The organism is Enterobacter sp. FW301-JW81, assembly GCF_058788735.1.
The window spans coordinates 149,907-176,483 of record NZ_JBYTBA010000001.1; the positions used below are offsets into that span (position 1 = coordinate 149,907).

Genomic DNA, 26,577 nt, shown 5'->3' on the forward strand with positions numbered 1-26,577 from the left:
TTAGGTATAACAATGTTAAGCATTTTTGGTAAAAAAACACGTCCCCAGGATGAAATGGATGCCATTATTTCTGCAACGTCTGGATACGAAGAAAAAACGTTAAAGAAATGGCAAAGAATATCCACAACTGACTCTGATAATATTCACATTATTGTCAGCGGCGAAGTTGAATTCCGCCGTACCTCTGATGACCTGTGCGTATTTACGCTGCAGGGACAGTGTATCTTTGGTCTCTCCGCTATTTTTTACAACTCGGCGCACATGCATGGCGTAGTGCGCAGCAATACCGTGGTGCGTACCATTCATAAAGATGAATTTCAGCGGTTAATGACCCGGCATGGGCTGTGGCCTGAGTTAACCAAAGTGCTGGCATGGTATATCTGTTTGCTAAGCAAACGTGATGACGTTTTAGTTGCCCGCAGCGCTTATTCCGTGGTGCGTGAATTTCTGATTGAAATTAACGAGCTAATTGTTCAGCAGCAGCGTGATATTAATATCTACGATTACATTCAGGAATACACTAACCTGGCGCGCAGTACCATTATTAAAATCCTCTCAGACCTGAAAAAAGGTCAATATATTGTGGTGGAAAAAGGGCGACTTCTCAGCCTGACGACCTTACCCGAAAAATATTAATCCCCTCCGGCGTCTCCTTTTATGACAGAAGGAGACGCTTTCTGCGTTTCATCAACCGGTGGCGCGGGCATTTTTCCCTTCGACATATCATCCTGCTGCTGTTTTAACGCCTGCATAAACAACTCTTTTAACGAACCGTCATCATCCGATTTCATCGCCTGTTCGTGTGCCTCGGTGCCCGGCAAGGTATCGCGCGAGGTGTCTTGCGTGGCCGGGCTATCCGGTAACGCACCATCGGGGGCCTGCTGCCAGTCATTTTCATCGCTATTAATGGGCATACTGTCCATCGGCGGCAAATTTTCCTGCATTTTTAGCGGCTGGGGTTTTGGATGCGGATGCGGGAACGGCTTCGTCACGTACACGTAATGCATATCAGACAGCGTGGTTTCCGGTTTCGCCGCGCTCACCTTTTTTATCACGGGCGTCGGGTGGCGCAAATTCCAGTAAACGTGCGCATAAAGGCCGGCCGCGATCAGCGCACACAGCCCAAGACACCATAGCGCAGTCACGCTGAGGATTTTACTGAATGACGGTAAACGCCATGAGAACCAGACCGGCTCCCCGGTGGTATAGCTGCGCTGGGCAGCAAGGCAGATGGTAGACATTATGCGTGTTTCTCTTGCGTAGTCGGGTTGGCCTGGGTTGTCTGGATCAACACGCTCGGTGTGGTATGGGTTTCGCGCATCAGCTGCATCAGGGTGTCTTCACCCGGAATACCGTCGACGTGAAGGTGCATTTTCTGCTGGAATTCGCGGGTGCGTTTCATCAGCTCCGCCGTCCAGTTTTTATCGTGCGTTTCGCTTTCGCCCAGCGCCACGCTCAGCTGCCGATCCAGCCATTCGAGATCTTTGCTGCCGCTGGCGGCGGTAATTTCGTCTTTGCCTTCCGGCGTCAGGCGATGCAGGACGGTGTAATTGCCCGTCGCGTGCTGGTTATACCAGGTGCGGCTCACCTGCCAGGTTCGGTTGTTCATCAGCAGGTCGAGGGAATCTTTCCCCGCGCGCGCCACCACGGCGTAGTTAACATGATCGCCCGTTTTTATTTCGCTGACCCACGGATAACCGTCATTCGCCAGCGAGTCCAGGGTGGCATTGCCCTGCTTACACATCAGGTTCACTTTTGCCGCATTCTGACACAGCGCGTCGTCTGCTGACGCGTCATACCCCCACATAGCGTAAAGCTGGTGCATGGCATCAGGCTGGTTTACCACTTCGTGCTCGATGACAGGCAATACCGGCGCGTCTGGCGTTTTAGCCTGCTGTTTCCAGCTGGCCGGTACCGGCAGCGCGACCGGCAGTTTTGCCGTGATAGAAGAGGTCATCATCCAGCCGCAGGCGGCGAACAGCACGGAGGCGAACAGCCCGATGGACGCCAGCGCTTTACCGCGTTTCGGTGCCGGAAGCGCTTCACCGGTGGCCAGACGCAAATGACGCGGTCCGACGTTTGGCGCGCGTTCGGTCCACGCGGCCAGCATGGAAAGGTGCGCCAGCTCGTTCAGCTTGCTGATGTTGCCTTTGGTCAGGGCGTGGATCTTTTTCACGCGAGCGGGCGTCAGCGGGGAGACGTCAGCGCCGTGCTCCTGGCACTGGGCGTCAACATAGCTCAGGAATTCGCGGCAGGTCAGGTTGCGCAGGGTGTGGCTGGTCAGAACAAATTCCTGCAGCGCGGAGTCCGTCAGCATCGTCTCCCGATCTTCACTGCCCATCAGGATGACCGACAAACGCACGTCCAGCTCCTGGGCACGCGTCAGCAGCATGGCCAGCACGTCGTAGCTGTTGTTCTTCATCGCCTCAGCGTGCGTGATGACCAGCACCTTTTGCGTTGCACGGGTATCTCGCCACTGGCGCAGCACGGCATCCACGGCCTGCAGCTTATTTTTGCTCTCTTTCGCCGACGGGTTGAGCTTATACAGCAGGCTGTTGGCGCTCAGCTTTGGAAACGCGTTAATTGAGACGACGGCGCTGCTGCTCTTCAGCGCATCGCTGAACTGCCCCAGCAGTTCACTGTCGTGGTAAAAGAGCCCGGTGATCCCTGCCTGCTGGCTTTTTTCTTTCAGAAGATTGAACACATCCTGATGATAAGGCACCAGAAAATCGCCCGATTTACGGGTGATTGTTCTGAACGGAGGGGTACTGAATTTAAAATGACTCTGATACATAGCGACTGACCGTCTCTTCTCTTTAATAGCAATGGGCGAAAAGTACGGGATGCACCAGTCCTGGTCAATTTAACACCAGAGTAAAAATAACCTGCCGTCGGGCTCTAACATTCCTCTTTTTTCCGGTCAATCATTTTCTTTATTAAAGTTAATAACGAAGCAGTTAGTCGATATTAAAAGGGCTGATTATTATTAGCTCACTAAGTGATGCAGCACGTCGCTGCGAATGACTGCTTTGCTAAAAGGCCGGATAAATAATGAGGAACGCACTCCTTTCCCGTGTAATGACACCCTGCATTATGCTTGTCATGCTGATATTTTGCAGCCAGCAGGGTTATGTCGTTTATAAAGATTATAAGAAAGTTACGAATAAGTTAGCGAATGCGGATAAGCCGGCGCTAAAAAAACGTGACGCTGAAAAAATTTTTGGCCTTTTCACCGCGGCAGTGCGTCAAAGCGACGCGCCTGTTGCAGCAAAAGCGCCGTTATCCGCAGAAATCGAAGGCATTATTCGTAGCGATGAATCCTGGCTGTCGTTTGCCGTGATCAAGACCCCAGCCGGGCAGCAGAGCTACCGGGAAGGGGAGTCGCTGGTGGGTTTCGATGGCGCTTATGTAGATGAAATTAATAAAGATAATGTGGTTGTGCAGTACGAGGGGGCGAAACAGATGCTGGCCCTCAAGAAACCGGCTTATTTTAAGGGCGGCGTAGACAGCGGCCCGGTCACCAAATCGAAAAAAGATGCAGGCGCCGACAGTCTGCATCTCGATGATTATCTGGTGTTAAAACCGTTAATCGATAAGGGCCAACTGGAAGGCTTTAATATTAATCCACGGAATGCGTCTCCTTTTTACAGCGATACAGGGCTGGAAAAAGGGGATGTGGTAGTGAAAGTCAACGACGTCGATATGACGAAAGAAGCGCAGGCGAAAAATATCATCGCCAACTGGTCGAAAATGAAAGAGGCGGAGGTCGTTGTAAGGCGGCACGCTCACCTTGAAAATATTCGGGTTAATGTTTTAAACAATTAACAAGTGTACATCATGAAGAAATTTCCGTGGGCGTGCGTGGCGCTGACCGCATTGTCGTTATATTCCAGTTCGCTGCTTGCAGCCAACTTTAGCGCCAGCTTTAAAAATACCGATATCCGCGAATTTATTGATACGGTAAGTCGCAATCTGAATAAAACCATTCTCGTCGACCCGTCCGTTCAGGGCACCGTGTCGGTGAGAACCTATAACGTGCTGTCGGAAGATGAATATTATCAATTCTTCCTGAGCGTGCTGGATCTCTATGGTCTGTCGGTTATCCCGATGGATAACGGCATGGTCAAAGTGGTGCGTTCAAGCGTGGCGCGTACCGCCGGCGTTCCGGTAGCCGACAGCAAAAACCCGGGCAAAGGGGATGAGATCATCACCCGCGTGGTGCGCATGGAAAACGTGCCGGTGCGCGAGCTGGCCCCGCTGCTGCGCCAGCTGAACGATGCCTCGGGGATCGGCAACGTGGTGCACTTTGAACCCTCCAACGTGCTGCTGTTAACCGGTAAAGCCTCGGTGGTGAACCGCCTGGTGGACCTGGTTGAGCGCGTGGATCGTTCCGGCATGCAGCGTCGTGAAATTGTGCCGCTGCGCTATGCGTCCGCCAAAGAGCTTTCCGATATGTTGAACAACCTCAACAACGAAGAGCAGAAAGGGCAGAACGCGCCGCAGCTGGCGACCAAAGTGGTGGCCGATGACGAAACCAACAGCCTGGTGATCAGCGGCACCGAAGATGCGCGAGCGCGTACCCGTTCGCTGATTGGCCAGCTCGATCGCGAGCAGAATAACGAGGGCAACACCCGCGTCTTCTACCTGAAATACGCCAACGCCTCGAAAGTGGTGCCGGTGCTGACCGGTATTGGCGAGCAGCTGAAAGACAAAGCCGGGACGCCGAAGAGCAAAACAGTCCCAACGGCAACCGACCTGAATATTACCGCCGACGAGTCCACCAACTCGCTGGTGATCACCGCTCAGCCAAACGTCATGAACTCGCTGGAGAAGGTGATCGACAAGCTGGATATTCGTCGTCCGCAGGTGCTGGTGGAAGCCATCATTGCTGAAGTGCAGGACGGTAACGGCATGGATTTAGGCGTGCAGTGGACCGGCAAGCACGGCGGCGTGCAGTTTGGCTCGACCGGTCTGCCGATCAGCCAGATCAAAAACGGCACGATCAAAGGCGCTTCCTTTACGGGCCTGGCGACCGGCTTCTTTAACGGCGACTTTGGTGCGCTGATGACCGCGCTGTCGACCACCGGCAAAAACGACATTCTTTCCACGCCAAGCGTAGTCACGCTGGATAACAAAGAAGCGTCGTTCAACGTCGGTCAGGATGTGCCGGTGCTGTCCGGCTCCCAGACCACCAGCGGCGACAACGTGTTTAACTCGGTTGAGCGTAAAACCGTCGGTACCAAGCTGAAGATTGTTCCGCAGATCAACGACGGGGACATGATCCACCTGAAGATTGAGCAGGAAGTGTCCAGCGTTGACGCCAGCGCTACCGAAGACGCCAGCCTTGGCCCAACCTTCAACACCCGTACCATCAATAACGAAGTGATGGTCCACAGTGGCCAGACGGTCGTGCTGGGCGGGCTGATGGAGAACGTCAATAAGCAGAACGTCTCGAAAGTGCCGCTGCTGGGCGATCTGCCGCTGGTGGGTCAGCTGTTCCGCTACACCTCGCAGGACATGTCGAAACGTAACCTGATGGTGTTTATCCACACCACCGTGCTGCGTGATGACGACAACTACAGCGCGGCGACGAAGGAGAAATACGATCAGATCCGCGCGCGTCAGCAGCAGCGTATGGAAGAGCAAAAACTCGGCATTCTCGAAAACAGCGATAGCCCGGTTCTGCCGGCGTATCCGAAGCAGAGTCACGCGACGCCCGCAGGCGTAACCGCGACGTCAGCGTCCCGCAACCCGTTCAAAGAATAAGCGGAGGTGACGCGTGGATGAACTGACGAAACAGCTTTGCACCAGCAGCTTCGCGAAAGACAACGGCATTCTGTACTGGAACGACGCGGTCTACATCCGTGAAGACGTGCCCGCGTTCGCCCTGCTGGAGATGCGCCGGGTGCTGGGGCGCGCCTTTGTGCCCGAGACGCTGAGCGCCGAAGCGTTCGATGAAATGCTGGCCAAAATCTGGCAGCAAAACAGCGGCGTCTCGCAGCAGCTGGTGGACGACATGGATGCGGATATCGATCTGATGGCGTTAACCGAGGAGATCCCGGACAACGAAGATCTGCTCGATAACGACGAAAACTCGCCGGTGATCCGCCTGATCAACGCCATTCTCGGCGAGGCGGTGAAGGACGGCGCATCGGATATCCATATCGAAACCTTTGAGCGCACGCTGAGCATCCGTTTTCGCGTTGACGGCGTGCTGCGCCCGGTACTGCAGCCTGCGCGCAAGCTCGCGCCGCTGCTGGTATCGCGTATTAAAGTCATGTCGAAGCTCGACATCGCCGAAAAGCGCCTGCCGCAGGATGGCCGTATCTCCCTGCGCATCGGCCGCAAGGCGATCGACGTGCGTGTGTCGACCATTCCGTCACAGTACGGCGAGCGCGTGGTCATGCGTCTGCTCGATAAGAGCAACCTGAAGCCGGACATCAACAAGCTCGGACTCATCGATGAAGAGCTGGAAAAACTGAAAGGGCTGATTGGTCGCCCCCACGGCATTATCCTGGTCACCGGGCCGACAGGCTCCGGTAAAAGTACCACCCTGTACGCCATTCTGTCGGCGCTGAACGGGCATGAACGCAACATTCTGACCGTCGAAGATCCGATTGAATACGAGCTGGAAGGGGTGGGGCAGACGCAGGTCAACCCGCGCGTGGACATGACCTTTGCCCGCGGCCTGCGCGCGATTTTGCGTCAGGATCCGGACGTGGTGATGATCGGGGAAATTCGTGACGGCGAAACCGCGCAAATTGCGGTGCAGGCGTCGCTCACCGGTCACCTGGTCATGTCTACGCTGCACACCAACAGTGCGGCGGGGGCCATTACCCGTCTGCGGGATATGGGCCTGGAGTCATTTTTGATTGGATCGTCGTTACTTGGCGTCATTGCCCAGCGTCTGGTGCGTCGGCTGTGTTCGCACTGCCGTACCACCAGTTCGCTGGATGACAATGAAAAGGCGTTATTCAGCTTTATGGATACCCCGCCGAAAGCGATTTATCGCGCCGTGGGCTGTGAGCATTGTCGCCAGAGCGGGTATCAGGGACGCGCGGGCATTCACGAGTTTCTGGTGGTCGACAGCACCATGCGCCGGGCCATTCATGAAGACAAAGATGAAATGTCCATTGAGACCGAGCTTTTCAAACAGGCCTACAGCCTGCGCGAAAACGGCCTGATGAAAGTTATCAGCGGCATCACCTCGCTGGAAGAGGTGATGCGCGTGACCGCCGAGCGTGGAGGCGATGAATAATGGCTTTCTACGCGTGGACCGCCACCGATGCCGCCGGGAAAACCCAGCGCGGCACGCTGCAGGCGGAAGGGCCAAAGCAGGTGCGCCAGACGCTGCGCGAGCAGAAGCTGATGCCGCTCACCATCACCGAAACTCATGAAAACGCGGCCAGCGCAAAAGCCAAAACCGGGGCCAGGCTGTCTGTGCCGGTGCTGTCGATGTTTACCCGTCAGCTGTCGACGCTGGTTAACGCGTCGCTGCCGCTGGAAAGCGCCCTGAAGGCGATTTCGAAGCAGACGGAGGAAAAAAAGCTGGCGGCGATGGTGGTTGAAATCCGCGAGAAAGTGGTGGAGGGCCATACCCTCTTTGACGCCTTCAGCCAGTTCCCGCGCACCTTCGACAAGCTCTACTGCACGCTGGTGATGGCCGGGGAAAAAACTGGCCACCTCGGCGACGTGCTGGAGAAGCTGGCGGAGTACAACGAGCAGCGTCAGAAGATGAAAAGCAAGCTCACCCAGGCGATGGTCTACCCAATTACCCTGACGGTGGTCGCCGTGGCGGTCATCAGCATCCTGCTGGTGGCGGTGGTGCCGCAGGTGATCGAGCAGTTCGTGCATATGAAGCAGCAGCTGCCGATCACCACCCGTACCCTGATCGCGGTGAGCGATTTCCTGCAGGCGTACGGGATATATATTGCCGGAGGCCTGTTCGGCGCGGCTGTCGGCTTTAAGGCGTGGGTGAAGAAAAAGGCGAACCGTTTTCGCTGGAACAGCTGGCTAGTGAACGGCTCGCCGATCAAAAAGCTGGTCTGCGCCATCAACAGCGCGCGCTATATCCGCACGCTCAGCATCCTGCAGGCCAGCAGCGTTCCGCTGCTGGAGGGGATGTATATCGCGATGGACGGGATCGAAAATCTCTATGCCCGGCAGGTGCTTGAGCAGGCGGCAGATACCGTGCGTCAGGGGGCGTCCCTGTATAACGCGCTGGACCAGGCGAAGCTCTTTCCGCCAACCATGCTTTACATGATTGCCTCCGGCGAAGAGAGCGGGGAATTAGGTTCATTAATGGATCGCGCCGCGGAAAACCAGGAATCGGCATTACAGCATCGCATTACGTTAACACTGTCGGTCTTTGAACCGGCACTGGTGGTGACAATGGCGACAGTCGTTTTATTTATCGTGCTGTCAATATTACAACCACTTCTTCAGCTCAATAATATGGTGGGTTAAATATGTCCTTAAAAAGAAATAGCCTGAAACGTCAGGCCGGGTTTACGTTGCTCGAATTAATGGTGGTCATCGTTATTCTTGGCGTCCTCGCCAGTATGGTGGTGCCCAATTTAATGGGAAATAAAGAAAAGGCGGATGCCCAGAAAGCCACCAGCGATATCGTGGCGCTGGAAGGTTCGCTGGATATGTACAAGCTGGATAACCACCGTTATCCCACGACAGAGCAGGGGCTGCAGGCGCTGGTCACCAAACCTGAAATCGCGCCGATCCCGAAAAACTATCGTGACGATGGCTATATTCGCCGCCTGCCGGAAGATCCGTGGGGCAATGATTATATTCTGGTCAGCCCGGGTGAACATGGTGCGGTAGATGTTTTCTCTGCGGGTCCGGATGCCGAAGCCAATACGGCTGATGATATTACCAACTGGTCTTTAGATAAAAAAGAGAAGTAATGAATAAGCAACGTGGGTTTACCTTGCTGGAAATTATTCTGGCGCTGGTGATATTTGCCAGCTGCGCCATGATGGTGGTGTCGACTATTCCCTCGCGCAGCGGTGCGGATATTTTCGGTCAGCAGTTAAAAGCCCTCGTTGAATATGGTTCAGACCGTGCGGTGATGGACGGCAATATCGTCGGGCTGGTGGTCACCACGTCTGAATATCAGCTGGTGACCTGGGCCAAAAAAGCCGGTGAGCGTCACTGGGAGCCATTGACCGCCGGGCGCATTGTCACCCATGGCCAGTTCCCGGAAGAGATGCACGTCTCGCTGTCGCCTCAGCGCATTGCCGCCACGACTGACACCGCCCCGCAGATTGTCTTTTTGCCGGACGGCGAAATCAGTCGTTTCACGCTTTCACTGCAGAGTGTCGACAAAAAGCAGCGCTTTAGCGTGGTGTCGCAGGGGGCATCACCGGTATCGGTAGAGAACGATGACTAAATGCAAAGAACAGGGGATGACCCTGCTGGAAGTGATGGTCGCACTGGTCATCTTCTCCACCGCCGCGCTGGCGCTGATGAACTCCGTCTCGCTGAACGTGCGCTTTACCCACGGGCTGGGCGATTCGCTGCAGGCGAGCTGGGTGGCGGAAAACCAGCTGGCGGAGGCAAAACTGAACAACGCGCCGTTCCCCGATGCCCTGCAGACGGGCACGGAAACCATGGGCGGCCGAAGCTGGACCTGGCGCAAGCAGCGGGCCAAAACCGCGGAAAATCGCTTTGCCGATGAGGTGCAGGTGTACGCCGAGGGCGAGGAAGATAAGCCGGTGATTACCCTGCAGGTGATGGAACCCGGAGAGGCGAAATGAGTAAGCACGCTCGGCGTCAGCAGGGCTTTACGCTGCTGGAGATCATGATTGCGCTGACCATCTTCGCGGTCATCAGCCTGCTTGCCTGGCAAATCCTTGACGGGGCGATGCGTACGTCGAACGCCACCGACGTGGCGGCGACTCGCTTAAACCAGCTTCAGCGCGCCTATAACCTGCTGGAGCGGGATTTCTTCCAGCTTCAGGCGCGCGCCCCGCGCAACGAGCCTGACGTATTTGTCCAGAGCAAAGACGGCCTGGAGCTGACCACGCTGAACGGCGTGAGCGGTCAGGTTCAGCTGGAGCGCGTGCGCTGGCGGTTAAAAGATAAAAAGCTGTGGCGGGATATCTGGCCGGTCATCGACGGCCCGGCGGATGCGGAGCCGGAAGAGGTGCCCATTCTCAGCGATATTAAAGAGATGTCGTGGCGTTTCTGGAAAGCGAGCTGGCTGGACAAATGGACCGACACGGCGCACCAGCCCGACGGCGTGGAGCTGCTGCTGACGATGGAGAACGGCGATACCTGGCGCTGGGTGTTTACCACACCGGGGGAGCTGCCGATTGCTCCAGTGGCACCCGCAGAACAAACGCAGGCGCCGACCGATGCGGCGACGCCTGCGCAAGCGCAGCCGACACCCGCCCCGTCAGGAGAAAACAAATGAGCGGAAAATCGGTTCGGAAACAGCGCGGTGTCGCGCTGCTGGTGGTGCTAATTTTGCTGGTCATGATGTCGGCCCTGGCGGCCAAAATTAGCCAGCAGTTCTGCCGCAATCTGCAGAAAACCCGCTATCAGGTGAGCCAGCAGCAGCTGCGCTGGTCCATTTCGAGCCAGCAAAAAACGATAGAAGACCGGCTCCAGACGTATGCCAGCGGCGAGAGCAAAGGGCTGTCGCCGAAGGGCGAATGGGCAGAGCCGGTGGAAACCGACGGTGAAAACTACACCGTGGTGAGCCAGGTGGAGGATGCCCAGACCTGCTTTAACGTCAATAACCTGCTGGCGGCGGATCAAACGCCCGCGGTACAGACCGCAGGCGCCCTGCCGGAAAAACCGGTGAAGGAGCGCATCGTCGAGCAGCTTCTGACCGACAGCGGCATTTCTGCGGGGGACGCCGAAGAGATTTACCAGCAGCTGCTGGACTATCTCGACGGCGATACCACCACGGCAAAAGAGGGGCTGGAGACGGATGCCTGGACTAGCGTGGAGCCTGCGCGGCAGCCCGCGAATCAGATGATGCGCACCCCGGGCGAGATCAAGCTGCTGCCCGCGTTTCCGCAGGCGGCCTACGATAAGGTCAGCAAAGTGCTGTGCGCATTGCCCGACAGCGCCAGCAAGGTGGATGTGAATACGTTGACCGGGGAACAGGCGCCGCTGCTGGCCGCGCTGTTTATCGGTTCGCTGAGCGAGGACGAGGCCGCCCGCCTGATTGCTTCCCGCCCCGAAGAGGGCTGGGAGTCGATGGAGGCGTTCCTGAAAGAGCTTGAGACAAATTATCCTCAGACCAAAGACGCCCTCAAGCAGGTTCAGGCGTTGCTTGCGGTGAACAGTAATTATTTCCGGGTCAACAGTACCGGCAATACCGACGATTTAACGCTGCGCGTCGTCAGCCAGCTTCATGTTGATAATGAAGCCGGGAAGGTGATTACCTGGCAACGTCGCTACCGAATGGTTGAATAACACAAGACGAACTCTATGAAACAGGTGCTTTTTATTCGTCCCGACACGCACGAGGACGGGAACATAATGTGGTGCGAGTCCGGTAGCGACCAGGTGGGACAACGCCAGGGACTGGCGTCACTGGCGGAACTCACCGGTCACGCGCTCGCCGCACGGGTATGTCTGTTACTCCCGGCCAGCGAAACGATATTCCGTCACTTCACACTGCCTAAAAAAGGCAGCGTCGAATTCTCCTGGCTGGCAGAGGAGACGCTGATTGGCGACGTGGACACGCTTCACTGGACGGTGCTCAGCAAGAAAGGGCGGGACGTTGACGCGGTGGCCATTGAGTCTGCGCGTCTGCAGTACTGGCTTGACCGCTGCGCCGATGCCGGATTGACGGTAGTGCAGGTGCTGCCGGATGCGATCCTTCTGCCGGTGGCCGAGGGCGGGAGCACGCTGGTTTCCACCGACAGCGGCTACTGGATGCGCTACTCGCCGTTTGGTGCCTGTGAAACCGACGCCGCGCTGCTGCCGCTGCTGCTGAGCCAGCAGCGCACAGGTGACATTGTCTGCTACGGCGATGCGCCAGCGGGCGTGCAGGTGGATGAGCAGCTGGCCTGGCAGCATCCGCTGGTGCTGATCCAGCCGCAGTGGAAGCGCTGCAAAGCCAATCTGCTGCACGGTGAATTTTCAGCCAAAGGCGAGCGCGCCGGTTTCCGCCATGCGAAATCGGCCATTGCCGCCGCGGCGCTGCTGAGCCTGGGGCTGCTGATTGGCCCCCGCGTCGGCATGGCCTGGATGCTGAGCAGCCAGGAAAATCTGGCCCAGCAGCAGATGGTTGAGCTGGCCCAGCACTACTTCCCGACGCTGCGCCAGACCACCAACCTGAAATACCACTTCGGGCAGAACATTAAGAAAGAGAAGAAAGGATTCTTTCTTCAGCTGGACGCGCTGGATCAGGTTAAGCAATCGCTCCCTTCTGTCGAGCTGAGCGAAGTGGGATACGACGACGCGCAGAATCAGCTCACGCTGAACATCAGTTCGATGGATCCCACGGCGCTGCAGGCGTTCGTTAATAAGGCGAGCGACACTTTCGACTTTACGCTGCAGCCGGTCTCCAGTGAAGCGCCTTATACCGCTATCATCACAGGGAAATATAAATGAAAGAGAAAATTGGCCAATTAAAAGCTCGCTATCTGCGCTACAGCCCGCGCGAGCGTAATCTGTTTAAGCTGTGCGGCGCGGCGCTCTGCTGCGCCATTATCTGGTACGGGGTAATAGCGCCTCTAGATAATATTATTAAAAATGAGCAAAGCACGCTGCAGAAACAAAAGCAGACCCTGAACTGGATGCGTGAGGAAATTAATAACAACCACCTTCAGGCCAAAGTATTAAAAACCAGTAACCCACGAAGCGTGGTGGAAGAGAGCGCCAAAGAGATCCACGTTGCGCTGAGCAATATTCAGCAGGACGGTCAATCTATGTCGTTTAATATCGACCGGATAAACGTGTATGAATTAAAGAACTGGCTCAGAGAGGTGAACTTAACCTCCGGGGTGCGCCTGGAAAAAATGGATCTTACCCCGGTGGATCGCCTCAGCGACGTGAAGGCGCAGATTAAACTCTCGTGGACGAAAGCGGCATGAGCCCGCTGACGCTGCTTCAGGGCAGCCAGATGCCCGCCCTGTGCCTCCTGAGCGGCGCGCTTGGCGGCATTATCGGCAGCTTTCTTGGCGTGGTGGTCGAACGCATTCCTCCGCTCATCAACGAAGAGGAGGGCGCCGGAAACCTGCTGTTTCCGGCATCCCACTGCCCCGCGTGTTTCCACGCGCTCTCCTGGTGGGAAAACATTCCTGTACTGAGCTGGTGCTGCCTGCGCGGACGCTGCCGTTGCTGCCAGACCGCGATCCCGCTGCGCCTGCTGTTGCTTGAGCTTTCCAGCGCCCTGTTTTTTGCCCTGACGGCGGCGTTCGCCCCGTCTGCGGCCGCGCTGATTTCGCTGTGGGTTCTCTGGTGCGGGCTGCTGCCGCTGGCGACGATAGACGCGAAGCACCTGCTGCTGCCGGATTGTCTGACGCAGCCTCTGCTGTGGGCGGGGCTGTTAAATCATGCGATTTTTCAATCCCTACCGTTGTCGGATGCCCTGTACGGCGCGGCGGCGGGTTACCTGTCGCTGTGGCTGATTTACTGGGCGTTTCGCCTGACCACCGGTCGCGAGGGTTTGGGCTACGGAGATTTTAAGCTGCTGGCCGCGCTCGGCGCGTGGTGCGGCTGGCAGGCATTGCCTTCATTATTGTTGGCGGCTGCATTAAGCGGTATCGCATTGTATTTTCTTTTTTATAAAGCTCTTAAAGAAAATAGCATTATTCCGTTTGGTCCCATGTTGTCACTGGCTGGTTTGGCTATTTTTATTCTTCAGACTCTGCAATTCACATTCTGATTTGCGCGGTCAAGTTTTTTCTGAAATTTTTTCGATAAGGGAATGAAAGGATCTTTTTAAATTCTCGCAGTATTCTAATAAACATAAGCTGTAAGAATTATCGCTCATGTTTTTATAGGGAGGGTATTTTCGCGTACTACATGTTTTGTACAAATGAATATTATCCGCTGTTTTATTGAAATAGCTTATTCACGACTCGTCCATGTTATATGGAATACATGGTTATTTAAATTTTCACAAATAATGTTATCAGGAATTAATAATGAAATTTATGAAGCCTAAATATCTGGCACTCTTTGTTGCGGCTGTCTCCGGCACCGCGTTCGCCGCAGCGCCAGGTACGCCTTCAATCAGCAGTGGGAATGATAAGTTTGCCCTCGTTGAAATAGACCAGGCCGCGCAGGATTACGGCACGCTCGTAAAAGTGCACAACGATGGTGTGGACGTGAAAGTTGAGTGGAACGTCTGGAGCGGTGATGCGCCGACAACCGGTAAAGTTCTGCTCGACGGTCAGACCGTATGGTCTGGCGCTGCCGGTGCATCCGGTTCCGCGACCTTCAAGGTGAAAAAAGGTGGCCGCTATCAGGAGCAGGTTGAACTCTGTAACGCCAGCGGATGTTCCAAAAGCGCAAGCAAGCTGATTATCGTTGCGGATACCGACGGTAGCCACCTGCTGCCGCTGAATACCGCTCTGCAGGAAAATAACAAAACGTTCGCAAAGCATACCGATAAAGTGGTTGGCGCTTACTTCCCTGAGTGGGGCGTATATGGCCGTAACTTCCCGGTTGATAAAATCCCTGCCTCTAACCTGAACCACATCCTGTACGGCTTCATCCCAATCTGTGGCGGTGACGGCATTAACGACGGTCTGAAAACCGTTGAAAATGGCAACAGCTTCGCAGCGCTTCAGCGCGCGTGTGCTGGCCGCCAGGACTTCACCGTGGCGATCCACGACCCGTGGGCAGCGCTGCAGAAACCGCAGTCCGGCGTGTCTAACTGGGACGACCCGTACAAAGGTAACTTCGGCCAGCTGATGGCGCTGAAAAAAGCGCATCCAGACCTGAAAGTGCTGCCATCCATCGGCGGCTGGACCATGTCCGATCCGTTCTACAAAATGAACGATACCGCAATCCGTGCACGCTTTGTGGCCTCGGTTAAAGACTTCCTGAAAACCTGGAAATTCTTTGACGGCGTGGATATCGACTGGGAATTCCCGGGCGGCGGCGGCGTGAACGAAACGCTGGGTAACCCTCAACAGGATAAAGCCACCTACACCGCAGTAATGCACGATCTGCGCACCATGCTGAACGAACTGTCAGCGGAAACCGGTCGCACCTATGAGCTGACCACGGCAATTGGTTCCGGTAAAGATAAGATTGAAGACGTGGACTACAACACCGTCCAGCAGTACCTCGACCATATCTTCCTGATGAGCTACGACTTCTACGGCGCGTGGAGCAACACCGAGCTGGGTCACCAGGCGGCACTGCATGCCCCAGTATGGCGTCCGGAGACTAACTACACCACCTCTAATGGCGTTGACGCGCTGCTGGAGCAGGGCGTACAGCCAGGCAAGATCGTTGTGGGTGCAGGCATGTACGGCCGCGGCTGGACTGGTGTACACGGCTATACCGGCGACAACCCGTTCACCGGTACCGCAACGGGCGCGGTGAAAGGCACCTGGGAACCGGGCGTGGTTGACTACCGTCAGATTGTGAACGAGTACAAAGGCAAGCCAGGCTGGGAATACGGTTATGACGCGGATGCGGAAGCACCGTACGTCTTTAACAAATCCACCGGCGACCTGATCTCTTATGAAGATGCCCGTTCAACGACCGCGAAAGGTAAGTACGTGCTGGCGAAAAACCTGGGGGGACTGTTCTCCTGGTCTATCGATTCCGATAACGGCGATATCCTGAACGCGATGAACGAAAGCCTGCTGGGCAGCTCAACGCCAGAGCCGGTTGTGACTAACCATGTACCCGTTGCTGTGGCGGCCGATCAGTCCGTCACTGGCCCTGCAACCGTGACCCTGGATGGTTCTGCGTCAACTGACCCGGACGGTGATGCAATCACCTATAAATGGACCCAGATCTCTGGTCCATCCGTCACGCTGACCAACAGCAACAAAGCGAAAGCGACCTTCTCCGTTGGCGCGGTCACCAGCAATCAGACGCTGGCATTCCGTCTGACCGTAACCGATGCGAAAGGCCTGAGCAGCACCGCTGACGTTCAGGTTCTGAACAAAGCGCCGAAGGCTAACCAGGCACCAGTGGTTAACCAGATGCAGGCTGTGAGCCTGGAAGCAGGCCAGTCTTATACCCTGAATGTACAGGCTGCGGATCCAGACGGTGATGCACTGACCTATACCTGGAGCATTCCATCCGATATGCACGCCACGGGTATCAATACCTCAAGCGTACAGATCACTGCTCCAGAAGTCGCCACTGATTCAACTTATACCCTGAGCGTTATGGTGAGCGACGGTAAAGCCAGCGTACAGTCTAACGTTGAAGTGACCGTAACGCCGAAAGCGGCCCCGGTTGTGCCTGATGAAGACACCACTCCGGCTGACGAAGGGACTACCCCATCTGACGAAGGAACTACGCCATCAGATGAAGGCACCACCCCATCTGCAACCGGCAGCTGCGACAACCCTGTTGATGCCAACGCCAGCAAATATGCTGCGTGGGAATCCAGCAAAGTCTACAACAACGGCGATACGGTAAGCTCTGATAACCTGGTCTGGAAAGCGAAGTACTGGACTCAGGGCAACAAGCCAGGCTTTGGTGCAGATGCATGGGAACTGGTCAGCCAGGTCAAAATGAACTGGCGTGCTGACACCGTCTACAACGGCGGCGACAAAACGACCTACCAGGGCTTCGAGTACCGCGCGAAATGGTGGACTCAGGGCGACAAACCAGGTAACAGCGATGTATGGGTGAAAGAAGGCGCGTCAGCTGACTGCAAATAATCTTCTGAACCTTAAATTGTGGGTGTGATATCCGCCCACAATCACTGGTCACACCCCGCTTCGGGTGTGACCAGTAACTTCAAATAATTTTACAGGACGTGTTTGAGGAGAATTGAGTAATACCACCGCAGGTGAATAATGAAGCGTTTACTGTTGCTGTTATTAATATTAAGCCAAAGCGCATTGGCGAATTGCTGGGATAAAGCGGCGCATTATTATCATGTTGACCCTTATTTACTTTATGCCATTGCGAATGTGGAATCAGGAATGAATCCCTACGCCGTCGGGACCAATCATGACGGGACGCATGACGTAGGATTAATGCAAATAAACAGCTCGCACTTTTCGGAGCTTGAACGACGCGGTATCAGCGAACGTAGACTGATGACTGAACCTTGTACCTCCATTATGGTGGGCGCATCGATTCTGTCAGGCATGATTAACGTCTACGGATATAACTGGGAAGCCGTGGGCGCCTATAACGCCGGGATTAAAAAAGAAAATTATCCAAAGCGTATGGTGTATGCCCATAAAGTCTGGGCGAAGTATCAGCAATTAAAATCTGTTGCACGCGAAAGAAATGACTGGTGAGTTTTTTCTTTTTTGAAGCGTACCGTTAAGTATGCTTCAGAAAGTGAAAAACAGCTGTCTGGAGTTTATTTATTAATGGATTAATAAATAAGCTGGGATTTTATTTTAAACCATCGAATTAACAGGAATAACCGAAATGAATAAAAGGACATTACTGAGCGTGTTGATTGCGGGTGCGTGCATTGCACCTGTTATGGCTCAGGCCACCATGTTGAAGGCAGAAAGCAGCGAGCCTTACACCATGAAAGCCAGCGATCTGGCGAAAAAGGAAAAAGAGCTGACTGATTTCCCCCTGATGCAGTCCGTGAAGGATACCATCCGCACGCTGGACAACGCTTCAGTTGAGCAGATTGAGCCAGGCCGCGCCTCTAACCCGGTTAACGTTAAACGCGTTGAGGGGATCCTGAAAGAGAGCGACTGGGAATACCTGTTCCCGCTGCGTGCGAAGGACTACAGCTACAGCAACTTCCTGAAAGCGGTGGGTAAATTCCCGGCGCTGTGCGACACCTACAAAGACGGCCGCGACAGCGACGCCATCTGCCGTAAAGAGCTGGCAACCATGTTTGCCCACTTTGCGCAGGAAACCGGCGGCCACGAAAGCTGGCGCCCGGAAGCCGAATGGCGTCAGGCGCTGGTCTACGTGCGCGAAATGGGCTGGAGCGAAGGCCAGAAGGGCGGCTATAACGGCGAATGTAATACCGACGTCTGGCAGGGTCAGACCTGGCCGTGCGGTAAAGACAAAGACGGTGATTTCCTGAGCTACTTCGGCCGCGGCGCGAAGCAGCTGTCCTACAACTATAACTACGGTCCGTTCTCCGAAGCGATGTACGGCGACGTTAAAGTTCTGCTGGAAAAACCCGAGCTGGTGGCAGACACCTGGCTGAACCTGGCGAGTGCGATCTTCTTCTTCGCCTATCCACAGCCGCCAAAACCAAGCATGCTGCAGGTTATCGACGGCACCTGGCAGCCGAACGATCATGACAAGGCCAACGGCCTGGTCCCTGGCTTCGGCGTAACCACCCAGATCATCAACGGCGGCGTTGAGTGCGGTGGCCCGACTGAAATTGCGCAGTCTCAGAACCGTATCAAGTACTACAAAGAGTTTGCTAACTACCTGAAAGTACCTGTTCCGGCTGACGAAGTGCTTGGCTGTGCGAACATGAAGCAGTTCGATGAAGGCGGCGCGGGCGCACTGAAGATCTACTGGGAACAGGACTGGGGATGGAGCGCGGATACGCCTGACGGCAAAACCTACTCTTGCCAGCTGGTGGGCTACCAGACGCCATTCAGCGCGTTTAAAGACGGCGATTACACCAAGTGTGTACAGAAGTTCTATAACGTGAATATCGTGAATGACGACGGTTCAGCGACCAAGCCGGATGAGACTCCAGTTACGCCAGCACCAACGCCGGACGAAACCCCGGCAGCGGTAAACCATGCGCCAGTGGCGCAGATTGCGGGTCCAATCGGTGCCGTTGAAGCGGGTGCGCAGGTTTCTCTGAGCGCTGAAGGTTCTACCGACGAAGACGGTAACAAACTGACCTATACCTGGCGTTCCCAGGATGGCCAGACCGTCACCGGCGATGACAAAGCGGTTGTGACCTTTACCGCGCCAGAAGCGGCGACAGCGCAGCAGTACGAAGTGAGCCTGACCGTCAGCGATGGCGAGCTGAGCAACAGCACCACCTACCTGCTGAACGTAAAAGCCAAAGCAGCCACCCCGTCTCAGGACGAAGGCACTTCCGGCGATTACGCAGCATGGAGCGCGAACAGCAAGTACAAGGCAGGCGATATCGTGAACAACCACGGTAAACTGTTCCAGTGCAAACCGTTCCCGTACAGCGGCTGGTGTAACAACGCCCCGGCATACTATGAACCAGGCGCAGGTCTGGCATGGTCTGAAGCCTGGACGGCATTATAAACAGCAAACGGCAACCGAAAGGTTGCCGTTTTAGTTTTTACTCCCTCTCCCTGTGGGAGAGGGCCGGGGTGAGGGCATCAGGCCGCAGAGTTCTGTTTTTTGCCGGGTGGCGCTGCGCTTACCCGGCCTACATGAGGCAGAGCGCTTACCGATGCAACTTCCCATGATCCCGCAGCCACGCTGCCGTGCGTACAATCCCTTCATCCAGCGTCACAATCGGCTTATACCCCAGCTCATTCTCCGCGCGCGAAATATCCAGCGTGAAATCAAAATTAAGCTTTGATACCCCATAGTGGGTCAGCGCAGGCTCTTTGGCCGTTTTACTGCCAAAACGCTCCATGCTGCGGGCGATCATATCCAGCATCGGATAAGGCACCGAACGGATACGGCAGTTAATCTGCAGCTCGTCGATCAGGCGCTGCACAATGCTGCGCAGCGTGCAGGGCTCGCCGTTGGTGATGTTGTAGGCGCGACCGGAAATCAGCTTATCGCAGTCCGTCTGGCTTGCCAGCCACATGGCGTGGACCGCATTTTCGTAATAGGTCATATCCACCAGGGCATCGCCGCCGCGCGGCAGCAGCACGCTGCCGTAGTGGTGCATCATCTGCGCCAGACGGGGAATAAACACTTTGTCGTGCGGCCCGAACAGGCTCTGCGGACGCAGTACCGTAAAGCGGGTATGCGGGTTCGACTGCGCCAGCAGGTCAATCACCTCTTCGCTGGCCGCCTTGCTGCGGGCAAACTCACAGGCAAAACGGGCAGGACGGAAATCTTCCTGCACGTCACGATGGTGGTGATAGTCGAAATAGAGCGACGGGGACGAGATATGAATAAAGTTACGCACGCCCCAGGCGACGGCCCACTCTCCCAGACGGCGGGTTGCCCGCACGTTGGCGAGATCGAAGGCTTCCTGGGTACCCCACGGGGAGGTGAAACTGGAGCAGTGCCACAGCGTATCGATACCGGCGAGCATCACTTTTGCCTGAGAGGAGACCAGCTCCGTCAGGTCGGCATGGACGAACTCTGCGCCCATTTTTTGCAGCAGCTTCCCCATCGCTTCGTTGCGACCGGTAGCTCTGACGCTGATGCCCTTGTTGCGCAGAAATTCGACCGCATTTCGGCCTAAGCCGCTGGTCGCCCCGGTAACCAGTACCTTCATATCAATCCACTGTGTTGAAAAGAATTTCGTGCGCATTCTTTCGTGAATTACGGCGCTATGCAATGGGAAAGGTGAAAGAAAGAGAGTTTTATTTAGATCTTTTCCGTCTTTTGTTCTGCAAGTTGCGCAATCCGCTTTGCCATCCCGCGGAAGATAAACAGGTGCGCGGGGATCATGAACAGCCAGTAGAACAGACCGGGCATCCCGTGCGGATGCCACCATGCGCGGACGTCCAGTTCACGACGATCGCCTTTGTCTTTCAGGGTAAAGCAAAGGCGGCCCAGCCCGGGGGCCTTCATGCCGAACAGTAGCGCCAGCTGTTTTTCCGGTTCGACGATGATGACCTTCCAGCTGTCGACCGCATCGCCCACCTCAAGATACGGACGAGCAGGGCGGCCTTTTGCCAGCCGGTGGCCCACCAGCAGATCCAACGCCCCGCGGGTTTGCCAGAGCAGGTTGCCGAAGAAATAACGCTCTTTGCCGCCGATCTGGTTCACCACCTCCCACAGAGCGGCCAGGCTGGCCGTGGTTTCCACCGTGCAGCCCGCCTGTTTCGGGTAATAGCCGTACTCAGGCCGCCAGCGGGCAAACGCCTGGGCGTCGTAACCCCAGTCGCTGGAGTTCACCAGCTGCTCTTCTTCTTTAAGCGTGTTGCGCACGGCATCGTCAAAGCGGATCAAATCCTGGGGAATGAGCGCCCGCAGCTCGCGATCGTCCGCCAGCAGATCGTGTTTCAGTCCCTGGATCAGCGCTTTTGCTGTGGTTGGTGGCACCGACGTAATGACGTTCAAAAACCACACCGAAATCCAGCGGGTTGGGAAGGGGATGGGGATCAGCCAGCGTCGGCGTCCGCTGACGCGCATAAAGTGTTCGAACTGCTCCTGGTAGCTCAGCACTTCCGGGCCGGCGGCCTCCAGCACGCGGTGCTGCTCCGCCGGATGATCCAGTAATGCCACCAGATAATGCAGGAGATTCTCCAGCGCAATCGGTGTGGTGCGCGAGCGGACCCAGCGCGGCGGCGTGAGCACCGGCAGGTTGTAGACCATATCGCGCATCACTTCGAAGGCGGCGGACCCGGCGCCGACGATAATGCCAGCGCGCAGTTCGGTGACGGGAATGTTCGCGCCGCGCAGGTTCTCGGCGGTCAGCTGGCGCGCGCGCAGATGGTCGGACTGCTCGTTTTCGGGAGCCTGCAGCGAGCTTAGGAAAATCACCTGCTTAACCGGCACTTGCAGCAGAGCATCGCGGACGTTCATCGCCACCTGACGCTCGTGGGCGATAAAATCGCCGCCTTCACCCATGCTGTGGACCAGGTAGTAAAGCGTATCGACCCCGTCCAGCAGCGCTGGCAGCGCGACTGGCCAGTTGAGGTCGACGTTGTGGCAGGTCACGCCGGACAGGTTTTGCTTTTGCAGGCGCTCGGTGTTGCGTGCCGCTGCCAGCACCTGATGTCCCTGCTGGCTTAACGCCGTGGTCAGATGCTGACCGATATATCCGCTGGCGCCAAGCACCAGAATACGCTGCGGCACGTGATGCTCCTTAACGCTGTAAAAAGGCCTGCCAGTGTTTCACCACGTCCGCCAGCTGTTCGCGGCTCACGTCGAGATGCATCACCAGACGCACAACGGGTGACGCGTTGATCAGTACGCCACGCGCTTTCATATATTCGCCAAGCGCAGCGGCGTGGTCATCGCCCACGCGAACGAATAGCATGTTGGTGTCGTGGCGCATCACGTCGGCGCCAATTTCTCGCAGCTGCGACGCCATCCACGCGGCGTTGTCGTGATCGTCTTGCAGACGCGTGACGTTATTCTTCAGGGCGTACAGACCCGCCGCCGCCAGGATGCCGGCCTGGCGCATGCCGCCGCCGGTCATCTTGCGCCAGCGGTTGGCGCGCTTGATGTAGTCCGCACTGCCGACCAGCAGGGAACCCACGGGCGTGCCCAGCCCTTTCGACAGGCAGATGGTGAACGAGTCACAGTATTGCGTAATCTCTTTCAGCTCGCAGCCGTACGCCACCACGGCGTTGAAGATGCGCGCGCCGTCCACGTGCAGCCCGAGCTTGCGCTCGCGGGTGAACTCCCACGCCGCTTTCAGGTATTCGCGCGGCAGGACTTTGCCGTTGTGGGTGTTTTCAAGGCTGAGCAGCCTGGTGCGGGCGAAGTGGATATCGTCGGCTTTGATTTTTGCGGCGACCTTGTCGAGAGGAAGCGAGCCGTCCGGCGCGGCGTCGATCGGCTGCGGCTGAATGCTGCCGAGTACCGCCGCGCCGCCCGCTTCGTACAGATAGTTATGCGCGCCCTGGCCGACGATATACTCTTCGCCGCGCTCGCAGTGGCTGAGCAGCGCGACCAGGTTGGCCTGCGTGCCGGTGGGCAGGAACAGGGCGGCCTCTTTACCGCTGAGCTCTGCGGCATAGTGCTGCAGTTCGTTTACCGTCGGATCGTCACCGTAGACGTCATCCCCGACCGGGGCGGCCATCATCTCTTCAAGCATGGCGCGACTCGGGCGGGTAACGGTATCACTACGTAAATCAATCATGTCATATCCTTATACGCTTCACCCTTCACGCCGCCTCGGCGTTGGCTTCGTCCTCAAACCCCAGTCACATAGTTATCTATGCTCCTGGGGATTTTCGGGCTTGCCGCCTTGATGCGACATGAATGGTTTTGCGTATGGCTTTAAAAGGATATTTTTACCTGAGCCAGTTGGTTTTTGCCAGTTCGATCACCTCATCGCCGCGGCCGCTGATGATCGCGCGCAGCATATAGAGGCTAAAGCCTTTGGCCTGCTCCAGCTTGATCTGCGGTGGGATCGCCAGCTCCTCTTTGGCGACGACGACATCCACCAGCACCGGACCGTCAATGGAGAAGGCGCGCTGCAGGGCTTCATCCACCTCGGACGCTTTTTCAACGCGGATACCGGTGATGCCGCAGGCCTCTGCGATGCGTGCGAAGTTAGTGTCGTGCAGCTCGGTGCCGTCCGTCAGATAGCCGCCGGCCTTCATCTCCATCGCCACAAAGCCCAGTACGCTGTTGTTAAAGACCACGATTTTGAGCGGCAGCTTCATTTGTACGACCGACAGGAAATCTCCCATCAGCATGCTGAACCCGCCGTCGCCGCACATCGCCACTACCTGACGCTCTGGAGCCGTCGCTTTTGCCCCCAGCGCCTGCGGCATGGCGTTAGCCATCGAGCCGTGGTTGAACGAGCCGAGCAGGCGGCGTTTGCCGTTCATCTTCAGATAGCGCGCCGCCCAGACGGTTGGCGTGCCCACGTCGCAGGTAAAGATGGCATCGTCGTCAGCAAAATGGCTGATCTGCTGGGCCAGGTACTGCGGGTGAATGGCTTTGTCGCTCGGTTTGGCGAGATCGTCCAGCCCCTTGCGGGCATCGCGATAGTCGTTCAATGCCTTATCAAGGAACGTGCGGTCCGTTTTCTCCTCCAGCAGCGGCAGCAGGGCGGCAAGGGTGGATTTGATGTCGCCCACCAGCGCCATATCGACCTTGCTGTGCGCCCCGATGCTGGCCGGGTTGATATCAATCTGAATGATTTTGGCATCCGCCGGATAGAACGGACGATACGGGAACTGGGTGCCGAGCAGGATCAGCGTGTCGGCGTTCATCATGGTGTGGAAACCGCTGGAAAAACCGATCAGCCCGGTCATGCCCACGTCATAGGGGTTGTCGTACTCGACGTGCTCTTTGCCGCGCAGGGCATGAACAATCGGGGATTTCAGCTTGCCGGCAAATTCAAGCAGTTCCTTGTGCGCGCCTGCACAGCCGCTGCCGCACATCAGGGCGATATTGCTGGAGTAGCGCAGCAGCTGCGCCAGCTTTTTCAGCTCTTCTTCGGCAGGCGTAACCACCGGCTGCGGCGCGTGGTACCAGTGCGTGCTGGCCCCTTCAGGCGCAGCCTTGAGGGCCACGTCGCCCGGGATAACGACCACGGAAACGCCGCGGTTCAGCACCGCCTTACGCATGGCGATTGCCAGCACCTGCGGGATCTGCTCCGGGGATGAAACCAGCTCGCAGTAGTGGCTGCATTCACGGAACAGCTCCTGCGGATGCGTCTCCTGAAAATAGCCGCTGCCGATTTCGGAAGAGGGAATATGGGCGGCAATCGCCAGCACCGGCACGTGATTGCGGTGGCAGTCGAACAGACCGTTGATCAGATGCAGGTTGCCCGGCCCGCAGGACCCGGCGCAGACGGCCAGTTCACCCGTGAGCTGCGCTTCGGCACCGGCGGCAAAGGCGGCGACCTCTTCATGACGGGTCGGCATCCATTCAATGGTTTTCATCTTGTTGAGGCTGTCGCTCAGTCCGTTAAGGGAATCGCCGGTTACGCCCCAGATACGTTTTACGCCTGCCTGTTCGAGGGTCTTCGCTATGTATGCAGCCACGGTTTGTTTCATGGGTGTCCATCTCCTTTTTGTGATATCGCTTACAAGCTTAGAAGAAAGTCTCTGTCTTGCCCGCTTTACCCCCTCATTAAAAGGTGGTTTTCAAAGACTACTCTTCAGCATAATCTGGCTGAACATTGGGTAAAAACAGGAATTATTTCAAATGGTTAAATCATTGTTAACTGCTGTTAATGAAAAGCTATCGTGCGACGATCTCGGCAAACTCTTGTTACGAGTTGCCGTCGGCGGGCTGATGCTGTTTCACGGTTTACACAAGCTATTCGGCGGCGTGGGATTTATCAGCGGCATGCTGGTGGAAAAAGGCTTGCCGGGGTTTATCGCCTACGGGGTGTTGATTGGCGAAGTGGTGGCACCCGTGCTGATTATTGTCGGCCTCTTTACGCGCCCGGCGGCGCTGGTGCTGGCCTTTACGATGATCGTGGCATGGCTGATGGTGGGCACGGGCAAAACCTTTGCGCTCGATGCCGTGGGGGCGTGGGCGATTGAAAGCCTGGTGTACTTCTTTATCGGCTCGCTGGCCGTGGCGTTTTTAGGGGCAGGGCGGTACGCGGTGGGGAAAGGTCCTGCGTGGCGATAGGGTTGTTGTGGGTCGGGTAAACGTAGTGCCACCCGACAAAAAGCCCGGTGGCGCTGACGCTTACCGGGCCTACGATCGAACATTTAACGTTTATCGTTTATGCGAGGACCAGATCCCCCTGCGGATGACATGAGCACGCCAGCACATAACCCTCGGCAATTTCCGCATCCGTCAGCGTCATGGTGCTGGTGACGGTGTAGTCACCGGAGACCACTTTCGTCTTACAGCAACCGCAGACGCCTGCACGGCAGGCTGCTACCACCGGCACCTTGTTACTTTCCAGCACGTCCAGCAGCGTGGTCCCGACGCGGCCAAAGAAGGTCTGCGCGGGCTGCAGCCTGGTAAACTGAATCCCGCTGGTTGCCGCTTCCGCTACCGGCGTGAAGAACTGCTCTTTGAAGAAGCGGGTCACGCCGAGCGCTTTCACTTCCTCTTCCACGATAGCCATGTACGGCGCCGGGCCGCAGGTCATCACGGTACGGTTCGCGATATCCGGCACGCTTTGCAGCAGCTCGCGGCTCAGACGCCCCGCGACAAAACCGTGCGTCGCGTTGTGTTCTGCTACCAGCGTCACCGGATAGTTGCGCCATTCATCGGCAAAAATCACGTCCTCCGGAGAGCGAACGCTGAATATCACCTGCACGTCGGCCTGAGGGCGGTTTTTAGCCAGCCAGCGGCGCATCGACATAATCGGCGTCACGCCACAGCCCGCCGCCAGCAGCAGGAACTTATCTTCGGTTTTGTCGTCACAGGTGAAATCGCCCTGGGCGTCGGACAGCCAGATATAATCCCCGCGCTTCACGTCCCGGGTCAGCCACTGCGAGCCTGCGCCGTCATCAATACGGCGGACGGTGAGCGTGATGTACTCGCTCACGCCCGGCGTTGAGGAGATCGTGTAGGCGCGCAGGGTGTCCGCCGCGTTGCGGATGCTAACCAGCGCATACTGGCCCGCGCGGTACGGGTAATAGTCGTGGCATAGCAGCGACAGCGTCCACACATCCGGCGTCTCCTGATGGATGTGGTGAACCTGCATCCGCCACGGACATTGTGAGGTTGGCATGGTCATGA

General features: G+C 56.5%; 24 protein-coding genes. 17 read left to right on the forward strand and 7 right to left on the reverse strand.

Annotated elements, in window-relative coordinates; genetic code table 11:
• The first annotated feature begins 12 nt into the window (after positions 1-12).
• Positions 13-636, forward strand: coding sequence for a helix-turn-helix domain-containing protein (locus tag AC3WOK_RS00700; protein ID WP_059310669.1), 624 nt, complete (start codon positions 13-15; stop codon positions 634-636).
• Here AC3WOK_RS00700 and AC3WOK_RS00705 read toward each other — a convergent pair.
• Positions 633-1,241: a type II secretion system protein GspB, cryptic system variant gene (locus AC3WOK_RS00705; protein WP_063431107.1), complete on the reverse strand. Its 609-nt coding sequence runs from the start codon at positions 1,239-1,241 to the stop codon at positions 633-635. The genes AC3WOK_RS00700 and AC3WOK_RS00705 overlap by 4 nt on opposite strands.
• Positions 1,241-2,794 carry an ExeA family protein gene (locus tag AC3WOK_RS00710; RefSeq protein ID WP_492353753.1) on the reverse strand — a complete coding sequence of 518 codons (1,554 nt, stop codon included), beginning with the start codon at positions 2,792-2,794 and terminating at the stop codon, positions 1,241-1,243. The genes AC3WOK_RS00705 and AC3WOK_RS00710 overlap by 1 nt, the downstream gene beginning before the upstream one ends.
• A 299-nt stretch (positions 2,795-3,093) precedes the next feature.
• On the opposite strand from AC3WOK_RS00710, the gene gspC reads away from it, so the two are divergent.
• From gspC to AC3WOK_RS00785, 15 genes are all read left to right on the forward strand, one after another.
• Entirely contained in the window at positions 3,094-3,825 is a 732-nt protein-coding gene (gene gspC / locus AC3WOK_RS00715; RefSeq protein WP_492354219.1) for a type II secretion system protein GspC, read from the forward strand.
• A gap of 12 nt (positions 3,826-3,837) precedes the next feature.
• The gene (gene gspD, locus AC3WOK_RS00720; protein ID WP_492353754.1) at positions 3,838-5,766 is read left to right on the forward strand and encodes a type II secretion system secretin GspD; all 1,929 of its coding nucleotides are present in this window, start codon (positions 3,838-3,840) and stop codon (positions 5,764-5,766) included.
• Positions 5,767-5,779: 13 nt separating this feature from the next.
• Positions 5,780-7,258, forward strand: coding sequence for a type II secretion system ATPase GspE (gene gspE, locus AC3WOK_RS00725; protein ID WP_063955632.1), 1,479 nt, complete (start codon positions 5,780-5,782; stop codon positions 7,256-7,258).
• The gene (gspF, locus tag AC3WOK_RS00730) at positions 7,258-8,466 is read left to right on the forward strand and encodes a type II secretion system inner membrane protein GspF (protein WP_492353755.1); all 1,209 of its coding nucleotides are present in this window, start codon (positions 7,258-7,260) and stop codon (positions 8,464-8,466) included. Before gspE ends, gspF begins: the two co-directional genes overlap by 1 nt.
• 2 nt (positions 8,467-8,468) lie before the next feature.
• Entirely contained in the window at positions 8,469-8,918 is a 450-nt protein-coding gene (gspG, locus tag AC3WOK_RS00735) for a type II secretion system major pseudopilin GspG (protein WP_059310662.1), read from the forward strand.
• Complete coding sequence (gene gspH, locus AC3WOK_RS00740) at positions 8,918-9,403, forward strand: type II secretion system minor pseudopilin GspH (protein ID WP_492353756.1); 486 nt, start codon at positions 8,918-8,920, stop codon at positions 9,401-9,403. Before gspG ends, gspH begins: the two co-directional genes overlap by 1 nt.
• Positions 9,396-9,770 carry a type II secretion system minor pseudopilin GspI gene (gspI, locus tag AC3WOK_RS00745; RefSeq protein ID WP_492353757.1) on the forward strand — a complete coding sequence of 125 codons (375 nt, stop codon included), beginning with the start codon at positions 9,396-9,398 and terminating at the stop codon, positions 9,768-9,770. Before gspH ends, gspI begins: the two co-directional genes overlap by 8 nt.
• Positions 9,767-10,429 carry a type II secretion system minor pseudopilin GspJ gene (gene gspJ, locus AC3WOK_RS00750; protein ID WP_492353758.1) on the forward strand — a complete coding sequence of 221 codons (663 nt, stop codon included), beginning with the start codon at positions 9,767-9,769 and terminating at the stop codon, positions 10,427-10,429. Before gspI ends, gspJ begins: the two co-directional genes overlap by 4 nt.
• Entirely contained in the window at positions 10,426-11,442 is a 1,017-nt protein-coding gene (gspK, locus tag AC3WOK_RS00755) for a type II secretion system minor pseudopilin GspK (protein ID WP_492353759.1), read from the forward strand. The genes gspJ and gspK overlap by 4 nt, the downstream gene beginning before the upstream one ends.
• A gap of 15 nt (positions 11,443-11,457) precedes the next feature.
• Positions 11,458-12,588, forward strand: a complete 1,131-nt coding sequence (gene gspL, locus AC3WOK_RS00760; RefSeq protein WP_492353760.1) for a type II secretion system protein GspL — start codon at positions 11,458-11,460, stop codon at positions 12,586-12,588.
• On the forward strand, positions 12,585-13,070 hold the full coding sequence (locus AC3WOK_RS00765) for a type II secretion system protein M (protein ID WP_492353761.1): 486 nt from the start codon (positions 12,585-12,587) through the stop codon (positions 13,068-13,070). Before gspL ends, AC3WOK_RS00765 begins: the two co-directional genes overlap by 4 nt.
• Positions 13,067-13,864, forward strand: coding sequence for a prepilin peptidase (locus AC3WOK_RS00770; protein ID WP_492353762.1), 798 nt, complete (start codon positions 13,067-13,069; stop codon positions 13,862-13,864). Before AC3WOK_RS00765 ends, AC3WOK_RS00770 begins: the two co-directional genes overlap by 4 nt.
• 262 nt (positions 13,865-14,126) lie before the next feature.
• Positions 14,127-16,838 (forward strand): glycosyl hydrolase family 18 protein, encoded by a 2,712-nt coding sequence (locus AC3WOK_RS00775; RefSeq protein ID WP_492353763.1) that lies wholly within the window; start codon positions 14,127-14,129, stop codon positions 16,836-16,838.
• Between the two features lie 138 nt (positions 16,839-16,976).
• Positions 16,977-17,429, forward strand: coding sequence for a type III secretion system invasion protein IagB (iagB, locus tag AC3WOK_RS00780; protein ID WP_325826843.1), 453 nt, complete (start codon positions 16,977-16,979; stop codon positions 17,427-17,429).
• 136 nt (positions 17,430-17,565) lie between these two features.
• Entirely contained in the window at positions 17,566-19,350 is a 1,785-nt protein-coding gene (locus AC3WOK_RS00785; protein ID WP_492353764.1) for a glycoside hydrolase family 19 protein, read from the forward strand.
• Between the two features lie 145 nt (positions 19,351-19,495).
• On the opposite strand, the gene AC3WOK_RS00790 is transcribed toward AC3WOK_RS00785, so the two are convergent.
• The 4 genes from AC3WOK_RS00790 to poxB form a co-directional block, all read right to left on the reverse strand.
• Positions 19,496-20,509, reverse strand: a complete 1,014-nt coding sequence (locus AC3WOK_RS00790; protein ID WP_048339046.1) for a 3-beta-hydroxysteroid dehydrogenase — start codon at positions 20,507-20,509, stop codon at positions 19,496-19,498.
• A gap of 92 nt (positions 20,510-20,601) precedes the next feature.
• Positions 20,602-22,038 (reverse strand): SDR family oxidoreductase, encoded by a 1,437-nt coding sequence (locus AC3WOK_RS00795; RefSeq protein WP_492353765.1) that lies wholly within the window; start codon positions 22,036-22,038, stop codon positions 20,602-20,604.
• Between the two features lie 10 nt (positions 22,039-22,048).
• The gene (gene ltaE / locus AC3WOK_RS00800) at positions 22,049-23,050 is read right to left on the reverse strand and encodes a low-specificity L-threonine aldolase (protein ID WP_492353766.1); all 1,002 of its coding nucleotides are present in this window, start codon (positions 23,048-23,050) and stop codon (positions 22,049-22,051) included.
• 154 nt (positions 23,051-23,204) lie between these two features.
• The gene (poxB, locus tag AC3WOK_RS00805; RefSeq protein WP_492353767.1) at positions 23,205-24,923 is read right to left on the reverse strand and encodes a ubiquinone-dependent pyruvate dehydrogenase; all 1,719 of its coding nucleotides are present in this window, start codon (positions 24,921-24,923) and stop codon (positions 23,205-23,207) included.
• Positions 24,924-25,074: 151 nt separating this feature from the next.
• Here poxB and AC3WOK_RS00810 point away from each other — a divergent pair, with 151 nt between their 5' ends.
• Positions 25,075-25,509: a DoxX family protein gene (locus AC3WOK_RS00810; RefSeq protein WP_447855341.1), complete on the forward strand. Its 435-nt coding sequence runs from the start codon at positions 25,075-25,077 to the stop codon at positions 25,507-25,509.
• Between the two features lie 97 nt (positions 25,510-25,606).
• Here AC3WOK_RS00810 and hcr read toward each other — a convergent pair whose 3' ends face one another.
• Positions 25,607-26,575, reverse strand: coding sequence for an NADH oxidoreductase (hcr, locus tag AC3WOK_RS00815; RefSeq protein WP_492353768.1), 969 nt, complete (start codon positions 26,573-26,575; stop codon positions 25,607-25,609).
• Between the last annotated feature and the right edge of the window lie 2 nt (positions 26,576-26,577).

Bases quoted from the DNA above. Each gene is read 5' to 3' on its own strand.
- AC3WOK_RS00700 (WP_059310669.1), top strand. From the start codon at position 13: ATGTTAAGCATTTTTGGTAAAAAAACACGTCCCCAGGATGAAATGGAT.
- AC3WOK_RS00705 (WP_063431107.1), bottom strand. From the start codon at position 1,241: ATGTCTACCATCTGCCTTGCTGCCCAGCGCAGCTATACCACCGGGGAG.
- AC3WOK_RS00710 (WP_492353753.1), bottom strand. From the start codon at position 2,794: ATGTATCAGAGTCATTTTAAATTCAGTACCCCTCCGTTCAGAACAATC.
- gspC (WP_492354219.1), top strand. From the start codon at position 3,094: ATGCTTGTCATGCTGATATTTTGCAGCCAGCAGGGTTATGTCGTTTAT.
- gspD (WP_492353754.1), top strand. From the start codon at position 3,838: ATGAAGAAATTTCCGTGGGCGTGCGTGGCGCTGACCGCATTGTCGTTA.
- gspF (WP_492353755.1), top strand. From the start codon at position 7,258: ATGGCTTTCTACGCGTGGACCGCCACCGATGCCGCCGGGAAAACCCAG.
- gspG (WP_059310662.1), top strand. From the start codon at position 8,469: ATGTCCTTAAAAAGAAATAGCCTGAAACGTCAGGCCGGGTTTACGTTG.
- gspH (WP_492353756.1), top strand. From the start codon at position 8,918: ATGAATAAGCAACGTGGGTTTACCTTGCTGGAAATTATTCTGGCGCTG.
- gspI (WP_492353757.1), top strand. From the start codon at position 9,396: ATGACTAAATGCAAAGAACAGGGGATGACCCTGCTGGAAGTGATGGTC.
- gspJ (WP_492353758.1), top strand. From the start codon at position 9,767: ATGAGTAAGCACGCTCGGCGTCAGCAGGGCTTTACGCTGCTGGAGATC.
- gspK (WP_492353759.1), top strand. From the start codon at position 10,426: ATGAGCGGAAAATCGGTTCGGAAACAGCGCGGTGTCGCGCTGCTGGTG.
- gspL (WP_492353760.1), top strand. From the start codon at position 11,458: ATGAAACAGGTGCTTTTTATTCGTCCCGACACGCACGAGGACGGGAAC.
- AC3WOK_RS00765 (WP_492353761.1), top strand. From the start codon at position 12,585: ATGAAAGAGAAAATTGGCCAATTAAAAGCTCGCTATCTGCGCTACAGC.
- AC3WOK_RS00770 (WP_492353762.1), top strand. From the start codon at position 13,067: ATGAGCCCGCTGACGCTGCTTCAGGGCAGCCAGATGCCCGCCCTGTGC.
- AC3WOK_RS00775 (WP_492353763.1), top strand. From the start codon at position 14,127: ATGAAATTTATGAAGCCTAAATATCTGGCACTCTTTGTTGCGGCTGTC.
- iagB (WP_325826843.1), top strand. From the start codon at position 16,977: ATGAAGCGTTTACTGTTGCTGTTATTAATATTAAGCCAAAGCGCATTG.
- AC3WOK_RS00785 (WP_492353764.1), top strand. From the start codon at position 17,566: ATGAATAAAAGGACATTACTGAGCGTGTTGATTGCGGGTGCGTGCATT.
- AC3WOK_RS00790 (WP_048339046.1), bottom strand. From the start codon at position 20,509: ATGAAGGTACTGGTTACCGGGGCGACCAGCGGCTTAGGCCGAAATGCG.
- ltaE (WP_492353766.1), bottom strand. From the start codon at position 23,050: ATGATTGATTTACGTAGTGATACCGTTACCCGCCCGAGTCGCGCCATG.
- poxB (WP_492353767.1), bottom strand. From the start codon at position 24,923: ATGAAACAAACCGTGGCTGCATACATAGCGAAGACCCTCGAACAGGCA.
- AC3WOK_RS00810 (WP_447855341.1), top strand. From the start codon at position 25,075: ATGGTTAAATCATTGTTAACTGCTGTTAATGAAAAGCTATCGTGCGAC.
- hcr (WP_492353768.1), bottom strand. From the start codon at position 26,575: ATGACCATGCCAACCTCACAATGTCCGTGGCGGATGCAGGTTCACCAC.